This window comes from Zoogloea oryzae (assembly GCF_030161255.1).
Taxonomy (GTDB): domain Bacteria; phylum Pseudomonadota; class Gammaproteobacteria; order Burkholderiales; family Rhodocyclaceae; genus Zoogloea; species Zoogloea oryzae.
Map to the genome: position 1 here is coordinate 1 of NZ_BSPX01000026.1, position 17,338 is coordinate 17,338.

9 protein-coding genes are annotated in these 17,338 nt (G+C 69.6%); 1 reads left to right on the plus strand and 8 read right to left on the minus strand.

Annotated features, from left to right (window positions below; genetic code table 11):
* From QQK25_RS10065 to QQK25_RS10075, 3 genes are all read right to left on the minus strand, one after another.
* On the minus strand, positions 1-10,169 hold a 10,169-nt coding region (locus QQK25_RS10065; RefSeq protein ID WP_284187801.1), incomplete at its 3' end, for a two-partner secretion domain-containing protein.
* 58 nt (positions 10,170-10,227) lie between these two features.
* Entirely contained in the window at positions 10,228-10,959 is a 732-nt protein-coding gene (locus tag QQK25_RS10070; RefSeq protein WP_284187802.1) for a SapC family protein, read from the minus strand.
* A 59-nt stretch (positions 10,960-11,018) separates the two neighbouring features.
* A complete protein-coding gene (locus QQK25_RS10075) occupies positions 11,019-12,722 on the minus strand; it encodes a ShlB/FhaC/HecB family hemolysin secretion/activation protein (protein WP_284187803.1) in 1,704 nt (567 codons plus the stop codon).
* 421 nt (positions 12,723-13,143) lie between these two features.
* Here QQK25_RS10075 and QQK25_RS10080 point away from each other — a divergent pair, with 421 nt between their 5' ends.
* Positions 13,144-14,187, plus strand: coding sequence for an RNA methyltransferase (locus tag QQK25_RS10080; protein ID WP_284187804.1), 1,044 nt, complete (start codon positions 13,144-13,146; stop codon positions 14,185-14,187).
* A gap of 156 nt (positions 14,188-14,343) precedes the next feature.
* Here the strand turns inward: QQK25_RS10080 and QQK25_RS10085 are convergent, their stop codons facing one another.
* From QQK25_RS10085 to QQK25_RS10105, 5 genes are all read right to left on the minus strand, one after another.
* The gene (locus QQK25_RS10085; protein WP_284187805.1) at positions 14,344-15,348 is read right to left on the minus strand and encodes a nucleoid-associated protein; all 1,005 of its coding nucleotides are present in this window, start codon (positions 15,346-15,348) and stop codon (positions 14,344-14,346) included.
* Between the two features lie 67 nt (positions 15,349-15,415).
* Positions 15,416-15,613 (minus strand): hypothetical protein, encoded by a 198-nt coding sequence (locus tag QQK25_RS10090; RefSeq protein WP_284187806.1) that lies wholly within the window; start codon positions 15,611-15,613, stop codon positions 15,416-15,418.
* Positions 15,614-15,620: 7 nt separating this feature from the next.
* The gene (locus QQK25_RS10095; RefSeq protein WP_284187847.1) at positions 15,621-15,992 is read right to left on the minus strand and encodes a diacylglycerol kinase; all 372 of its coding nucleotides are present in this window, start codon (positions 15,990-15,992) and stop codon (positions 15,621-15,623) included.
* Between the two features lie 32 nt (positions 15,993-16,024).
* Positions 16,025-16,807, minus strand: coding sequence for an alpha/beta fold hydrolase (locus QQK25_RS10100; protein WP_284187807.1), 783 nt, complete (start codon positions 16,805-16,807; stop codon positions 16,025-16,027).
* Positions 16,807-17,298, minus strand: a complete 492-nt coding sequence (locus QQK25_RS10105) for a flavin reductase family protein (RefSeq protein ID WP_284187808.1) — start codon at positions 17,296-17,298, stop codon at positions 16,807-16,809. The genes QQK25_RS10100 and QQK25_RS10105 overlap by 1 nt, the downstream gene beginning before the upstream one ends.
* Positions 17,299-17,338: the final 40 nt, after the last annotated feature.

Here is a 17,338-nt window from a genome sequence, read left to right on the forward strand (position 1 = left end):
GCCGCCGCGGTGGCGGCCACGCCGCCGCTGGTGTCGATGGAGCCGGCCAGATGCACGCCGCTGCCGCCGGTGAGATCGACCGCACCGCCTGTGCCGGTGCCCTGGCCCAGCGCGGTGATGGTGGAGGTGGTGAGCACGCCGTCGGCGATGAGGGTGACGCTGCCCGCCGACGCGCCGCTGGCGCCGGCGCTGCCGCTGGTGATCAGGGTGCCGGTGTGCACGTTGCCGCCGCTGGCGGTGGTGGCGACGTGGATCGCCCCGCCGTTCTGGTAGGCGCCGCTGGCGTAGGTGATGTCACCGAGGGTGGAGATGGTCACCGAGGAGGAGTCGAAGCTGCCCACGCCGGTGGCGCTGAAGCTGCCGCCGCGGGTGGAGACGGCTTCGCTGACGGTGACGGCCACCGGGCTGCTGCCCAGATCGACCGCGCCGCCCTGGGTGCTGATGCCGGTGACGGTGCCGTCGCCGCCGCCCACGGCGTAGTCGGCGCCGCTGCGGTAGGTGAAGCCTTCGCCGACGCCGGTGATCCTGGCCGCAACCAGATCGACGGTGTTGCCGGTGTCGAGCAGGCTGGAGGCCTTGGCGGCGTTGATGAGCAGCTTGCCGGCGTTGATCTCGTTGCTGCCGTCGGCCTGGCTGACTGCGCCGGCCGCGGCGTTGAGGCGCACGGTGCCGCTGTTGCCGGTGACCCCGGCGCCATCGCCGGCACCGCCGCGGGCGGTAAGGGTGCCCGCCACGGTGAGGGTGTCGCCGGCGGTGGTGAGGGTGATGTTGCCGGCGTCGCCGCCGGCGCCGCCGAGGCCGATGTCGGCATCGGAACCCGAGGTGATGATGTTGCCGGTGCGCAGGTTGCCGGTGCTGCCGGTGGCGGTGGTGGTGAGGCTCACCGCGCCGCCGGCGGTGCCCGGGGTGGCGCTGCGGGTGTCGATGGTCTGGCCGGCGGAGTCGATGCTGGGCGCCGACAGGCTGATGGACGCGCCGCCGGTGGTGATGCCCACCGGATTGACGGAGCCGATGGTCAGCGCCAGCTTGCTGGACAGGTTGACCGCGCCGGTGGCGTCCGAGGCGAAGGTGCTCACCTCGTTGAGGGGCACGCCGGTGTTGGCGGCGTTGAGGGTGAAGCTGCCGCTGCCCTGCAGGCCCAGCTTGGCCGACAGGATGGCGCCGGTCTGGGTGACCGGGCCGGCGGCGTTGAGCACGGTGCTGCCCAGGGTTTCGACGCTGGTCACCGAGAAGCCGTCGGCGTCGGTGAAGCGGATGGTGCCGCTGGGGGTGGACGTGCTGCCGGCGATGGCCGCGTCGGCGGCGTCGCGCACCTTGACGGTGAGGCTGTTCACGTCGTTGCCGGCGGCGTTGAGGATGATGTCGGCGCCGCTGTTGCTGAGGGACTTCACCGTGAGGGTGTCGGCGACCACAGTGCCGGGGTAGCCGCTGCTGTCGGTGGCGATCGCGCCGTGGGCGGTGAGCGTGGCGTTGCCGGCGGTCTCGATCTGGCGCACCGCGAAGCCGTTGGCGTCGTTGTAGGTGATGGTGCCGCTGCCGGCGGCGGTGCCACCGGCGTTACGGCTCTTCAGGCTCAGCTTGGCCACGTCGTTGGTGGCGTTGGTGAGGGTGACGCTGCCGTTGTTGGTGGTGGTGACCGCAAGCGAATCCGACGCGATGGTGGCGCCGGCCCCCACCTGCTGGACGAGGCCGACCGCATCCACCGTGACCGCGCCGCTGGAACTGATGTTGGCCAGATCGGCGGTGGAGCCGGAGGTGATGGAGATGGTGCCGGTGCCGGCCTGGTAGCTGTAGTACTGGCCCATCACGAAGCCGCCGGTGCCGGAGGCGGTGACGTCGATGGTGCCCGCGCCGCCGGTCTGGAGCATCAGCGGAGCGCCGGCCGAGCCGGTGGAGTGGGTGATGGTGTCGCCGGAGAGCAGCAGGTTGCCGCTGGTGGAGATCACGCTCTTGGAGAGGTTGACCTCCTTCTGGGCGACCACATTCACGCTGCCGCTGCCGGTGGTGATGGTCTGGTTGACCTGCACGTTGCCGTTGGTGGCAACCGCCGGGGTCGAGGTGGTGGCGTACAGCGAGACGCTGCCCGAGCCGGTGGTGAGGGTGCCCGGGGTGGTGAGGTTGCCGTCGAGGGAGCGGAACTCGATGTTGCCGGTGGTGGTGGTGAGGTTTTCGGTGGCCAGCACGAGCTGGGTGCCGGCGATGGCGGTGATCGAGGTGCTCTGGGCCAGCTTGCCGGTGAGGGCGTTCATGCTCAGCTGGTTGGCATCGCGGATCGACACCTGGCTGCCGGTGGAGGTGACGGTGACCTGGCCGGTGAAATCGTTGAGGGCGCTGTCGAGGGTGATGTTGCCGGTGTTGCCGAAGATCGAGGCGGTGGTGGACTTGATCGACGAGCCGGTGGTCTGGGACACCGCGACGCCCTTCAGCACCATGTCGACACCGGTGGCGTCGACGCCGTGGGTGTCGAGGTCGAGCACGCCGTCGGTGGTCTCGATGCTGGAGGCCGCACCGGCCACCACGTCGCCGGTGAGCTTGAGGCCGGCGGTGCCGGCGCCGCCCAGATCCTTCAGGGTGAGCGCGCCGGTGGTGATGAAGCTGCCGAGGTTGTCCAGGTAGGTCTTGTTGAGGGTGACCACACCGGCCTTGCCGGCCAGGGTGGCGGCCGACAGGGTGCCGGTGTCGGCGACCTGGGCGACGGTGCCGGTGACTTCCTTGCCGCTGACGCCCAGGGTCACGGTGCCGGCGGTGGCCGACACCACGTTGAGGGTGGCGTTGGTGGCGCCGACGATCTCGATGGCGGAGCTGGCGCTGCTGGTGGTCTGGGTGGTACCGAGAAGGCTGATGTTGAAGGTGCCACCACCGCCATCGACGCGGATGCTGCCGCTGTCGGCGTCGATGACGGAGCCGAGGGACTGGGTCACGCTGTCGCCGCCCAGGAACACGTCGCCGTGGGCGGTGATGCTGCGCACGCCGATGGCCAGCGCGCCGCTGGCGCCGTCGCCGGTGGCGGTGCGCAGGCGCAGGCCGCCGGCGCTGGTGATGCTCTGGGTCAGCGAGAGGCCGGAGGTGGAATCGTAGGCGTCGAAGTCGTACTGGACGGCGGCGTTGTCGCCCACCGAGATGGTACCCAGCTGGAAAATCTTGTTGCCGGTGTTGGCGAGCACCGCCGAGCTGCCGCCGGTGACGTTGAGGGTCTTGATATCCACCGAGGTCGTGGCGCTCTGGGTGATCGCGCCGGTGATGGCGCCGATGGTCGGGGTGCTGTCGCCGAGCACCAGGCCGCCGTTGGGGGCGCTGATGTTGGGCAGGGCCAGGGCGCTGGTGCCGCGGATGGTGACGGCGCTGGCGCTGGCGCTGGCGGTCTGCACCGTGCCGCTCAGCACGATGTCGCCGGCGGCAGTGCCGTCGTGGCCGGTGAGGGTGATGGTGCCGCCGCTGGTGCCGGTGGACGGGCCGGTGCCGACGCTGCCGCCGGTGGCGTTGATGCTGCCGGAGGCCTGGATGATGCCGCGGCCGGTGAGCGCGATGTTGCCGCCGCCGCTGGCGTATTCACCGGCAGAGATGCCGTAGGTGGCGAGGTTGAGGGCGCCGCCGTTGGTGGTGAGGGTGACGTTGCCGGTGGAGGTCTTGATCGCCCCGGTGAGGGTCAGGCCGCCGGTGGTGTCGTTGAGGCTGAAGGCGCCGGCGCTGGCGTTATTCAGGTAGAACGGGCCGACGCTGCCGATCACGTTGTTGCCGGTGAGGCTGATCGCGCCCAGGGCCGACGGGTTGGCGTAGGTGGGCGAGGTGCCGCCGCTCTGGTCGGGGCCGGAGACCGCGCCCGGCGTGGTGAGGACGCCGGCGGTCTGGGTGATGGTGCCGCCCGAGGTGAGCTGGATGCCGTTGGCGCCGGCGGTGATGTCGCCGCCGAGGGTGAGGCTGCCGTACACCGAACGCATCATCGCGCTGCCGCCGGTGGACAGGGTGCCGGTGCTGTTGTTGGTGATGGAGCCACCGCCGGTGAGGGCGATACCGCCCGAGCCGGCGCTGATGGCGCCCTGGATGTTGACCCAGCCGTTGGTGTTGCCGCCGTAGCCGGCCACGCTGACCGACTTGGTGGCGGTGTTGGCGGTGAGGCTGCCGGTGCTGGCCAGGGTGATGCCGTAGTTGCCGTTGGAGATGCTGACGTTGCCGGTGGCCGACGAGACGGCGCCGACCACGGTCAGGTTGCGGTTGACGTCGTAGAGGTTGAAGTTGCCGCCGGTGGCGAAGTAGCCGAGCCGGTAGATCTCGTTGCTTCCGTTGAGGTTGACCGAGCCGGTCACCGCGCCGGTCACGTCGGTGGTGTCGGAGTCGGAGTAGATCCGGCTGGTCTGGGTGACGTTGCCGGTGAGGGGCACGTCGGCGCCGCCCACCCCGGTGCCGACGCCGCCAAGCACCAGCTTGGTGCCACCATGCATCTCAATGTTGTTGAGCTGAACGTTGTTGGCGTCGAGGATGAAGATGTCGTTGCCCGAACCGCTGTTGTAGAGCCGGTTGTTGAGGGTGACGTTGCCGCCGCCCGCGTCGAGGATCAGGTCGCCGCCGCCGCCGTGGTGAGCCTGCAGATCCACGGAATTGGTGATGCCGGCGCTGCCCGAGTAGATCTCGATACCCTTGGCGTACATCGTGCCGCTGGTCAGGTTGACGCCACCGCTGGTGGTGATGGTGATCTTGCCGGCGCCGCCGTGGTGGCCCTCGATGGAGCCCGAGGCGGTGAAGCCGCCAGCCCCGGCGGTCAGCACCATGCCCTTGCCGCGGTTGGTGCCGGTAAGCGACATCGCGCCTTCGGTGGTGGCCGTGAGCAGGGTGTCGTAGCTGCCGTCGTAGATGTTGGTCAGCAGCAGTCCGTTGCCTTCGACATCCTTGTCGTAGATCGTGATCGCGCCGCCGCGACGCACATAACCGACCTGGCCGATCTCGTTGGTGACGTTGCTGAGGTTCAGCGGGCCGCCTAGCTGGAAGGCCTGGATGACGCCGACCTTGACCGCGGTGTTGGCCGCCTGGCTCACGGCGCCATTGGCGTACAGCCAGTGGTTGCCGCTACCGTTGAGGCTCTGGTAGGTGTTGCTGCCGAGCACCAGGCCGCCGCGATTGCCGGCGACGCCCGCCGTGATGTCGCCCAGCTGCACGGCGGCGGTGTCGTCGATGGTCACCGCGGCGCTCGAGTTGCTGCCCGCATTGACGGTGCCCGCGAGGGTGACATCACCGAGGGTGTTGGTGGCGTAGTCGCTGCCGTACAGGGTGACCGTGCCGGCGGTGGACGAGATGGTGGAGCCCGCCGACTGGGTGATGCCGCGGCCGCGCAGCACCACGTTGCCGGTGGTGGCGGTGATGTTGCGGGTGCCGACGGCCAGGGCGCCCACACCCGTGCGGATGTCCACCCCGGTTGCGGTGACGTCGCCGGTGAGGGCCATGCCGGTGACGCGGCCCTTGGCCTGGATGGTCAGTGCGCCGCCGAGGGTCACGCCGCCCAGCTCGTCGATGATGTTGGAGTTGTCGCCGACATTGATGGTGGTGGTGGACGCCACCTTCAGGGTCTTGATGTTGATGGTGTCGCTGTAGCTGGCGCCGGAGTCGTACTGGAGCACGTCGCCGCGCACGTCGGCGTTGCTGGCCGCCGAACCGCCGGAGAGCTGGCCGATCTCGAGGGTGCCGCCGGTGGCGGTAGCCGCCCGGATCACCACTGCCCCGCTGCTGGCGCTGGCCACGTAGGCGTTCTGCAGCAGGATCGCCGAGGTGCCGCTGGAGTCGGCGTCGGTGCTGGTGAGGGTGCCGTAAGACAGGATGCGCCCGCCGCCGCCGTTCACGCGGATCTTGCCGCTGCCGGCGTTCACGTTGGAGGCCATGCCGGCGGCGCCGGTGTTGCCGAAGGTCACGCCGACGCCGGAGAGGTTCACCTGGCCGCCGCCGGAGGTGATGTCCAGGTAGTCGCCGGTGAGGTTGAGCGCGCCGGCGGTGGAGCTGACGGTGATGGCGGCGCCGGTGCTGGTGAGGTCGGTGTCGTAGCCGTTGGAGATGTTGCCCGAGGCGCTGAGGGTGATCGCGCCGGCGGCGGTGGTGAGGTCGGCGTAGTTGGCGAGGGTGAGCGTGCCGTTGGGGGCGGCGATGCTGATCGGTGCGCCGCTGGCGGTGCTGGTGACCGAGCCATAGACGGTGACGTTCTCGTCGCCAGCCACGTTGTTGGCGCTGCCGGTGGTCTGCAGCTGCAGACCCGAGGCGCCGTCGTAATACTGGGCGTAGATGTTGCTGCCGTTGATGAGCAGGCGGCCGGTGCTGTTCACCGCCACCAGGCTCTTGGCCGAGACATTGCGGTTGAGGCTCAGGTCGGTGCCGGTGCTGACCAGGATGTCGCCGAGGCTGTTGGCGCCGCCGACGCTGCCGCCGCCCACGTCCCAGCCCACCGAGACGGCGCCGCCGCCGGTGCCGTTGAAGGTCAGGTCGTTGCGCTCGGCGGCCTTGCTGTAGAGGTTCTGGGAGACGCTGATGGCGCCGCTGCCGCGGGTGAAGGTGACGGCGTCGTCCAGCCAGGTGTTGATGGTGTTGAGCGTCACCGTGCCGTTGCCGCTGCGGGTGTCCACGGTCATCGCGCCGCTGCCGTTGGTGACGGTGTCGTCGCCCAGGTGGATGTTGTAGCTGGCGTTGATGGTCACGCCGCCGGCGGCGTTGGTGGTGAGGTTCTTCTCGACGGTGGTGTTGGCCGACGAGGACACCGTGAGGCTCGACAGCGGGGCTGTGCCGCCGACCACGCCGCGCAGGCGCACGTCGCCGGTGCCGGCGGTGAGGGTCAGGCTGCGGGCGGTGCCGTCCGAATCGATGGCGGACAGGGCGTAGATGTTGCCCGAGGTGGCGCCGGTGGACAGCAGGCGGTTGGCGGTGAGGATGGTCGGGGTCTGCAGCTCGATGTAGCCGCCCAGGCCCTGGGTGCTGGCGCCGGAGTAGCCGCCGCCGATGGCGAGCAGGTCGCCGTTCAGGTAGATCTTCTTGCCGCTGCCGGGGGCGCCGATGATGATGTTGCCGGCATTGCCGCCGTTGCGGTTGGTGGGGTTGGAGGCCTCGGGGGTCGCGTCGCCACCCGAGGTGGTGATGGCGCCCACGTTCACGTCGCCGGTGGTGGCGGTGATGCCCACCGCCGCGGCGTTACTACCCACGCCCAGCAGGTTGTTGGCGCCAGTGGTGGTGATGGCCTGCAGGGTCACGTTGCCCTGGGCGGTCACGCTGACCACGCCGGACGCGGTGCCGGTGTCGCCGTCGGCGGTGGTGACGATGTTGGCGCCGGCGAGGGCGGTCACGTCGCCGCTGGTGGCGGTGAGGTTGACCCGGCCGCCCTTGGTGCGGATCGGGTCGTTCAGGGTGATCGAGGTGCCGGTGACCGACACCGTGCCGCTGGCCTGGCCGGCGCTGCCGGCGGTGCCGCTGATGACGTTGCCGCTGGCCGAATCGAGGGTGACGGCGCCGGTGCTGCTGTCGCCGAGGGTGATCGCGCCGCCGGCCGAGGCCGACACGACCGTCACCGCGCCGGTGATGTGGGCCAGGGAGATGGCGCCCAGGCCATCGGCCGACACGCTGGTGTCGCCGCCGGCGTGCACGTTGCCGGTGTAAGTGATCGAGCCGTTGGAGCCGCTGGCGGTGGACAGGGTCAGCGCGCCGCTGCCGCTGTCGAGGCCAGTGGCCGAGCCGCCAGTGGTGATCGAGCCGCCCGAGGCGATGGTGACGCCGCTGGTGGCGCTGGCGCCGTTGAGCACGGTGGCCACCGAGTTGGTGAACTGCACGCTGCCGCTGGTGGTGTCGAGCGACACCGCGCCGACGAAGCGGTTGCTGGCGGTGGTGAGACCGATGTTGCCGCCGGCGCTGAAGCTGGCGGTGCCGGCCACGTCATACACGCCAGCCCCGGAGACCGCGCCGCCCGCGACGACGGTGAGGTTGCCGCCGTAGGTGCGCACGGTGCCGGCGTTGCTGAGGGCGCCGCCGGTGGCGGTGAGGATCATGTTGCCGTTGCCGGCGGCGATCATCGAGACGCCGCTGTTCACGGTGATGTTGTTGGCGGCGGTGAGGGTCAGCGAGTAGTTCGAGAACCAGCCCAGGGTGTTGGCGACGGTGATGTTGCCTGCCTGGCTGCCGCCGCTGCCGGTGGTGACGGTGACGTTGCCGTTGGCCAGCGCGTTCTGCAGGGTGGCGACGTTGAGCACCGAGTCGTCGCCGTCGGCGTCGAAGCCCGAGGCGATGGTGTCGGCGCCGCTGCTGATGGTGAGGTTGTACGGGTCGAGCAGCAGGGTGCCGGCGCGGCCGGCTGCAGCCAGCAAGTTCACCTGGCCGCGGAAGTCCAGCACGCCCTTGCCGGAGACTTCGGCAAAGCCGCCGTCGCCGCCATTCGCGCCGCCCTGGGCGCTGATCTGGCCGAGGAAGCGGGTGTTGCCGTCGGCCCACACGATGACCTTGCCGCCGTTGCCGGTGTCGGTGGCGTCGGCGCGGATCACCGCACCTTCGGCCACGAAGGTGGCCTGGGCGTTGGCGATGTCGGGGTTCTTGCCCTGGTAGTCGCCGCCCACCAGCACGCTGCCGCCGCCGGTGGCGCCGGAGGCATCGAGCTCGGCGCCGTCGAACAGGCCGACGTGATCGCCGGTCAGGGTGATGCTGCCGCCACGACCGCGACGGCTGCCGGCGCGCAGGCTGCTGCTGTCGAGGATGGCGGTGGTCGGCGGGGTGTTGTCGGCCGGCGCGGTGGGCGCCTTGGGCTGGCCGCCGTCGAGGCGGATCTGCCCGCGGGTGAGGAGGCCGGAGACGTCCACAGTGGCGGCGGAGAGGCTGATGTTGTTGCCCGCCTCGACGTGGACGGCACCGCCCTCGCCTTCTTCGGCGGTGGCATCCACGGCGCCGGAGACGGCCACGTCCTGCGCGGCCTTGACGGTGACTTCGCCGCCCTTGTCGGCGCCGGAGACATCCAGCTTGCCGGTGGCGGTCTGGGTGACGGTGTCGGCGGTGATGCTGACGCGGCCGCCGCTGCGGCTGGCGCCGGCCACCACGGGTTCGGTGGCCGGCGCGCCCTTGGCGGAAATGGTGCCGCTGTTAACGACCACCGGCGCGGTGACGCTCACCTCGCCCGCCGGGCTGCCGTCGCGGCCGGCGTCGGCGCTGACGGTGCCGGTGTTTTCAACGCGGTCGGAGGCTTCCAGGACGATCTTGCCGCCCTTCATGGCGAGGCCGGTGGCTTCGAGCTTGCCGCTGTTGCGCACGATGCCGCCCTGCAGGCGGTCCACGGCCCGCGCGGACAGGATGATGACGCCACCCGGCGCCACCACGGCGCCCTTGTTCTCGACCAGGGCCTTGATTTTGGACGGCTCGACGACGATGCCGGCGAGGCTGTTGTTGCCGTCGAACTGCAGGGTGACGCGCTCGCCCGAGGCCAGCGCGACGGTGCCCATCTGGGCGACGATCACGCCTTCGTTGCGCACTTCCGGCGCCAGCAGGGCGATGTAGCCGCCCAGCGCGGCACGCAGCTCGCCTTCATTGACGACACTGCCGGTGCTGCCGTTGCGGGCAAAGCTGGACTTGCCGGCCATGAAGTCGGCGTTGGCGATGTCGTGGGTCGAGGCCACCAGGCCGCCCACATCCACGCTGGAGCCCTTGCCGAAGTACACGCCGTTCGGATTGACCAGCACCACCTGGCCGTTGGCGGTGATCTTGCCGAGGATCTGCGAGGCCTGGGTGTCCATCACCCGGTTGAGGGTGGCCGACGCGGCGGACGGCTGGTTGTAGTTCACCTGGGCCGCAGCGCCCACGTTGTAGGTGCTCCAGTCGATCACCGCGCGGTTGGAGGCCTGGTTGATGTCCATCCGGGCGCCGTTCTGGCTGATCGCCGCCTGGCCGGCCACCACGTTGCCGCCGGTGGGCAGCTGGCCGGCAGCCGGCGGGGCCGCGAAGGCGTTCATCCCGAGGGTGAGCAGCGCCGCACCCAGCAATCGCTCACGCCAGCGCCCCGCGCCCTCCCCCGTCACCGTTGCGGCGGCGGCGCCGCCCACCCGGGCTTCCGAACCCGTCACGCCGCTGGACTTGCCGCGGCCGCGCGCGATTTCCGCAACAACGACCCAGGCATCGTGGCGATGGCTCCAGACAAGACGGTAGATTCGGTTCATCGATGCATGCCCGTTCATGGGAGCGCTCCTTCAGAGTTCGGATTTCAGGTGACGTGGGGGTGCGGGGGGAGCCGGATCAGTTGGCCAGGCCGGTGGGCGCGGGCTGACGGCGAAGGAGTTCGAGCAGGTTGCCCAGGGACAGCAGGTGGGCGTAGATCAGGCCCAGCTCGCCGGTGGCGAACCATGCCTTGAGGGTGTCTTCGGGGATCTCGCGCAGCTTGGCCTCATCGACCACCAGCAGGCCCTGCAGGGTGAAGTTGCGGCCGTCGTTGAGGGCGGCGCTGGCCTGGGCTTCCATCAGGATGCCGGCCTCTTCCAGGTGCTGGACGAACTGGCGGGTGAGGACGTTCTGGCGCTGGAACTCGGTGAGCATCTCGAGGGCGCCCTGGATCGGCGCGGCCGGCTCGCCACCGGCGTCGAACAGGGGCTCGCCCTCGGCTTCGTTGAAGCCTTCGAAGTCGCGGTCGACGCACAGGGTCAGCTGGTCTTCACCGGTCTCGGCGAACACGAAGGGGTAGCGGCGCACGAAAGCCGGGATGTACGGGGCGGTCCACTTGCCGTCGTCGTTCACGTACAGGTTGCGGCCGCCGGGCAGGCCGACCAGCGCCACCGGCACCAGGTCGCCGTTCTCGACGCGCAGGAAGGCGATCGGGCTCTGGCGGGCCACTTCTGCGAACTCGCCGATGACGATGGGCAGGCTGGTGGCGTGGCCGGCAAAGTCGAGGCTGTCGGCGGGCTTGAGCTTGAGGGCGGCGTGCTGGTTGCGGTCGAGGGCGACGACGTTCTTGTAGAAGAGCAGAGTGGTCATGGTGTTGTGGTCCGTAGGCTGGGAGGGAACGGGAAGTCGGAGGCGGATCGCGGGGCGGGTCAGAACGGGAGCGTGGCCATGAACCAGAAGCGGTTCATGGCCTTGGTGCCGTCCTGGTCCTTGCCGGTGGCGGTCGGGTTGGGGTTGGTGCCGATGCGGTGGGCCCAGGTGAGCCGGAAGTTGGCGCGGAAGGGCGAGGCCCAGGCCATGCTCATGCCGGCGCCCTGGAGTTCCAGGCTGTTCTTGGCAGCGGCGCCGGTGAAGTCGTTGTTGTGATTGACCTTGACCCGGCCCCAGTCGTAGAAGCCGGTGAGGGACAGGTTGGCGGGCAGGCGGTAGCGCAGCTCGAGGTTGATCAGATCGCCCTCGGAGCCGCCGGCCTCGCTGGCCGGGTAGGCACGCACGCCGTTGGCGCCGCCCAGGTAGAAGCGCTCGCCGGAATCCAGGTTGCGGCTGGCCATCTGGCCGCTCCAGGCAGCGAAGAAGGTGAGGTCCGGGGTGATCGCCTGCAGGCGGTTGAGCGCGTAGCGGTAGATCTGATACGTGCCCTGGGTGTTGGCGCCGGCGGCGTCGGAAACCTGGTTGGGCGAGCCGCCCAGATCGACCTTGCCCGACGAAAGGGTCAGGCCGCCGGTGGTGGCACCGCCGCCGCCGAGGCTGTCGAAGGCGTTGCCGGACAGGCCCACGCTGGCCACGTTGATGCCGTAGTCGCTGGTGGTGGCGTCGCGGGATTCGTTGAAGTAGGTCTTGTGGTCCCAGGCCAGGCGCAGGTAGAGGTTCTTCATCCGGCTGCGCACGATGGGGTAGCTGGCATCCACGCCGGCGCTGCTGGAGTGGCCGCGCAGCTTGTAGCTGGAGAACTCCGGCGTCACCACGTCGTAGCGCAGGCCCGAGTAGTTGGCGCCGAGGCGCCAGCCCTGGTTGCCGACCGGCAGCGACCAGGCGCCGCGCAGGTATTCGCTGCCTTCGCTCTTGATGAGGTTCACCCCGATCTGGTCGCCCAGGCGAAAGGGGCTGCCGGCATACAGCGAGGCGGTGACGCGGTTGCCGCCGGTGGAGCGCGCGCCGGTGTTGTCGACGCCCACATCGCCGCTCAGGAAGGGCTCCGGCTCCATGTTGAGGAGCAGGTCGGTCTCGCCGTCGTTGGTGCCTTCCTTCAGGTTGCCCTGCACGGTCACGCCGGGCAGGTCGTCCACCAGCAGCAGGGCGCGGTCGACGGCCTCGGCGTTGAGGGGCTGGCCGGGCTGCTGGGCGGCGGACACCATGCGGCGCGCCACCTCGGGGGACAGGCGCAGGCTCTCGGGGGCTTCGATCAGCACGCTGCCGAGCACGGCCTCGACGATCTGGATGGTGACCACCCCGTTCTCGATCTCCTGCTTGGGCAGGTAGGCGCGCACCACCCAGCCGGCCTCGCGATACACGGCGGCGACCGCGGCGGCGGCCTTCTGCAGCTCGCTGAAATCCAGCGGGCGGCCAACCCACGGGGCCACTGCCGGCTGCAGGCGGCTCTCGTCGATGAGGGTGTTGCCCGCAAAACGGAAGCGGCTGACGGTGATGACCATGCCGCTGACGGGCTTCATCTCGGGCTGAGGGGCAACGCTCGGTCGGCGGACCTGGGGCAGGCTGGGCTGCTGGCCGTGCTCGATCTGCTGCATCAGTGAGCCCGCATCGGGGGCGGCGGTCTGGGCCTGGGCGGCGCCCATGCCGCTGGCGAGCGCCAGGGCGAGGACGGCAAGGGTCGTCGGGTGGGTTTGGCTATGCAAGATGGACCTCGGCAATCTGTGGCTGACGGGCACCGGCAGGCCAAAAAGCGACCTGTCACCAACTTCATCGAGCCCTGAACGGACGCAAAAATACCATCTTTCTCGTTTTTTTCAAATTTGCATTTATTGATGATTGTCGGCCCTTGCCCTGGAATGCCACTCCAAGGCCGCGCCTTGAACATTTTTATGTTTTATATCAACGATATTTTGCTGATCAACGGCCACCTTGGCGATGCTCAAAATGGGAACCACGCCAGACTCAATACCTCAAATTTGTCAAATAAGACATAATCGATAGGGGTTTTGCCTACATGGCGGCGCGGGCGGGCGGACAAGGGCACGGCGCACGCCGGCCGGGTGGGCATGCGTCGACGCCAAACCCCTGAAACGGCAGCGGAAAAGGCATATCATTCGGCCCCTCATGCGCATCGAACATCTCCGCCAGCGCCTTGCCGATCTGGGCGCCAAACCCGTGCACATCCAGCGCGTCCTGCGCGCCTGGACGCACGCCCTGCCCCTTTCCGCCGGCCCGGCCCGGCGCGGCCCGAACCTGCCCCAGGCGGTGCTCGACGCCCTGCCGGCGCTCACCGCCGAGCTCGACGGCCTCGCCCGGCTGCATTCCGAGCACCCGGCCGAGGACGGCTCGGCGCGCCTGCTGGTGCAGCTGCCCGACGGCCAGACGGTGGAGAGCGTGCTGCTCCCCCGCGACGGCCTGTGCGTGTCGAGTCAGGTGGGATGTGCGGTGGGTTGCGTGTTCTGCATGACCGGCCGGGACGGCCTGCTGCGTCAGGTGGGCAGCGCGGAGATCGTCGCCCAGGTGGTGCTGGCGCGGCGCCAGCGGGCGGTGAAGAAGGTGGTCTTCATGGGCATGGGCGAGCCCGCCCACAACATGGAAAACGTGATCGAGGCGATCCAGCTCCTCGGCACCGAGGGCGGCATCGGCCACAAGAACCTGGTGTTCTCGACGGTGGGCGACCACCGCGTCTTCGAGCGCCTGCCCACGCTCACGGTCAAGCCGGCGCTGGCGCTGTCACTCCACACCAGCCGCGCGGATCTGCGCTTCGAGCTGCTCCCCAAGGCTCCGCGCATCAGCCCGGACGAGCTGGTGGAGCTGGGCGAAACCTACGCCCGCCGCACCGGCTATCCGATCCAGTACCAATGGACGCTGATCGACGGGGTGAACGACACGCCGGAAGAGCTCGACGGCATCGTGCGCCTGCTCGCGGGCAAGTACGCGATCATGAACATGATCCCGTACAACGCGGTGCCCGACCTGCCCTTCCGCCGCCCGGCGTGGGACAAGGCCGCCGACATCGCCCGCCAGCTCCACCGCCGCGGCATCCTCACCAAGCTGCGCAACTCGGCCGGGCAGGATGTGGAAGGCGGCTGCGGGCAGCTGCGGGCGCGGGTGTTGGGCGACGAAACCCGCCCGGCGGAAGCGCCGGTGAAGTTCGTGCGCGGATAGCGTTCTGAATCAGGAGCGCCGCCTGCAGGAACAGGCCGGCGAATGGATTGGAAGCCCGCCAACCTTCCTACTTCCTACTTCCTACTTCCTACTTCCTACTTCCTACTTCCTACTTCCTACTTCCTACTTCCTACTCCCTACTCCCCACTCCCGTCCTCACCCCTCCATCAACACCTTCCGCAGCCCTTCCGGCACGTCGGTGAGGACCAGCGTGTTGTTGGCCGGGTCGTACTGGACGGTGCCGGAGCGCAGGCCGGCGCGTTCGAATTCCAGCTTCCAGTCTTGCGCTGCGGCCTTGAAGCGGATCAGCGGACGCAGGGCGCGCTTGTCGGGGACGAAGCCGGTGGCGAGATCGGCCGCCTCGTCCTGCAGGCGCTCGACGAGCTTCTGGGGCGCGTCGGGGAAGACCTGCTCGGCCACGCTGGCGAGGTCCAGCGGGGCGCCGCTCTCGTGCATCTCTTCGAGCACCAGGTGGGCGCGCTCCAGCAGTTCGTCGCGGGCCGGGGCTTCGAGCTGCTGGGTGTCGGCGAAGTGGGTGAGCGTCTCGACGAGCTTCTTGGTTTCCTTGAGGGCGATGACCACGTCGGTACAGCCGAGGAAACGCTTGAACCAGCCGGCCACGTCGCCGCGGCCCTTGAGGAAGGCGATGTAGCGCTCGGCGCCGGCCTGCCAGGCGGTGAGGTCGATGCGCCCGGCCACCTGCAGGCCCGAGAAATCGAGATGCGGGTTGTCGTGGATGGCGAGGCCGTCGTCGATCACCGAGCCGACGGTTTCCTGCAAGAGCGCGAAGTACAGGCAGTCCGCCCCGAAGATGGTGGCGCGGGCGATGACCAGGAAGCCGGCCTCCTCCACCGCGTCCTCATCCACCCGCTGCTGCAGGTGGGCCAGCGCCTCGGCGCTGAAGGCGGGGAAATCCAGGCTGCCGTCACGGGTGTAGCGGCGCACCAGGTTGATCATCGGGAAGTTCTGCTCGTCCTGCTCGAAGCAGCCGTAGCCCTTGCCCGGGCGCTCGGCGAAGTGGCGGCACAGGCGCTCCATCAGGCCCACCGCCGGCGCGTCGATGACATTGGGCGCCGGCCGGGGCTGGACGCGGGATGGCCCTTCGCCGAGGCGGGCGAGACGGTGGATGACGAGGGCGGAGATGGCGTGGGTCTGTTCCATGGCGGGACGGGTGCGGCGGGTGATGATTGAGGGTGACAAGCGGCGCGGGCGCGTTGCCCGCGGCCGCTCAGAAACGCATCTTCTTGCGGTTGCCAGGCAGCTGGCGGAGCTGCTCGCGGCGCAGTTCGGCGGCCGAGGGCTTCTTTGCCGGCGCGGCGGGCTGGGCGGCGGCGAGTTCGGGCGGGATGTTGGCGCCTACGCCCCGCGGGCAGAAGCCGGTGGTGGCGCAGGTGCAATTGACGCAGGGTTTGCGGGAGGGCTTCATGGGAGATTCAACCAAACAGGACGAGCCCCCAGACTACCACCGCATTCACCAGCGCCACGAAAACCGCCGCGCTGCCGATGTCCTTGGCGCGCTTGGCGAGGTGGTGCTGCTCGAAGGAGATGCGGTCCACCGCCGCCTCGACGGCAGAATTGACCAGCTCGACCAGGATCACCAGCAGCACGCTGGCGATCATCAGCGCCTTGCCGATGCCGCTGGCGGGCAGCCACAGGGCCAGCGGCACCAGCACCGCGGCCAGCCACACCTCCTGGCGGAAGGCGTCTTCGTTGCGATAGGCGGCGGCGAGGCCGGCCATCGAGTAGTGGAAGGCGTTCCACACGCGGGTGATGCCGGTCTTGCCTTTGAAGGGGCTCTCGTTCATGGCGATGGCAAAAAGCGGCAAGCCTGCGGGGCTCAGGTGACAGGGATATGATCGGCCAGGTAGCGCTGCACCTGGGCGGCAAACGCCTCGGGCACCTCGAAGGGCGCCAGGTGGCCGGCATCCAGCGCCACGAAGCGCCGCTCGGGGATCATGTCGGCCATGCGGCGCACCACCTGCGGCTGCGAAACCTGGTCGTGCAGGCCCGCCACCACCAGCGCCGGCACGTCGATGGACGCGAGCGAGGCCCGCTGATCGAAGCGCACCAGCGCCCGCATGGCGGCGCGGTAGCTGTCGGGCGGGATGTCGGCCATCACGTCGACGGCGGCATGTAGCACCTCGGGGTCGGCATCCGGCCCGACCATCGTCGGGATCAGGTCCACCGCGATGTCGCGCATGGTCGCGCCTTCATCGAGCGGGCCGATGCGCCGGGCCAGGAAGGCCTGCTGCAGCGGCCCCGCGGGCGCGCCGAAGGCCGGCGTGCAACACGCCAGCACCAGCCCGGACACACGCGCCGGAAAGCGCGCGACGGTCTGCAGGGCGATCATCCCGCCCATGCTGTGGCCGACGAGCACCGCACGATCGAGCCCCGCGGCGTCGAGCAGCTCGACCACCGCCGCCGCGTAGCCGTCGAAATCCACCGGGTCGATGGGCGCGCTGGCGCCGTAGCCCGGCATGTCCCACGCGAGCCCGCGCCAGCCCGGCGGGGTGATCGCCGGCAGGATCGACACCGCGCCCTTCGCGCCGCCGCTCACCCCGTGCAGGAACACCAGCCCGCGCGGGCCGGCGCCGGTCTCGATCCAGCGCGGGGTAGCCATCAGGCGAGGCGCTGGTAGGCGCCGCCCTGGAAGAGCAGCGGTTTCTTGTCGGCGTCGCGCTCAAAGCGGATCACCTCGTCGATGAAGACGATATGGTCGCCGCCCGGATGGCGCGCATGGGGCCGGCACACGAAGCGGGCGCAGCAGCCGGCGAGCAGCGGCACGCCGCCCTCGCCGTCGGTGAACTCGACGCCGGCAAAGCGGTCTTCCACCCGGCTGGCGAAGCGGTTGGAGAGCTCCTGCTGGTCTTCGGCGAGCACGTTGATCGCGTACACTGGCGCGTTTTCAAGGGCCGGCACCAGCTGCAGGTGGCTGGACAGGCTCCACACCACGAGCTGGGGCACCAGCGACACCGAGTTGAAGGAGCTGACCGTGAGGCCCACCGGCCGGCCGGCGCCGTCGCGGGTGGTGACCACCGTCACGCCGGTAGGAAACATGCCCAGCGTGTCGCGAAAGGCGCGCACCGCCGGGTCGTTCTTGGGAGCATTCATGATGAAATCGGACTGGCCGGGCAAGTTTGCAGCCCGGCAA

Coding starts and splice junctions, on each gene's coding strand:
- QQK25_RS10090 (WP_284187806.1), bottom strand. CDS start 15,613: ATGAAGCCCTCCCGCAAACCCTGCGTCAATTGCACCTGCGCCACCACC.
- QQK25_RS10070 (WP_284187802.1), bottom strand. CDS start 10,959: ATGACCACTCTGCTCTTCTACAAGAACGTCGTCGCCCTCGACCGCAAC.
- QQK25_RS10095 (WP_284187847.1), bottom strand. CDS start 15,992: ATGAACGAGAGCCCCTTCAAAGGCAAGACCGGCATCACCCGCGTGTGG.
- QQK25_RS10080 (WP_284187804.1), top strand. CDS start 13,144: ATGCGCATCGAACATCTCCGCCAGCGCCTTGCCGATCTGGGCGCCAAA.
- QQK25_RS10100 (WP_284187807.1), bottom strand. CDS start 16,807: ATGGCTACCCCGCGCTGGATCGAGACCGGCGCCGGCCCGCGCGGGCTG.
- QQK25_RS10085 (WP_284187805.1), bottom strand. CDS start 15,348: ATGGAACAGACCCACGCCATCTCCGCCCTCGTCATCCACCGTCTCGCC.
- QQK25_RS10105 (WP_284187808.1), bottom strand. CDS start 17,298: ATGAATGCTCCCAAGAACGACCCGGCGGTGCGCGCCTTTCGCGACACG.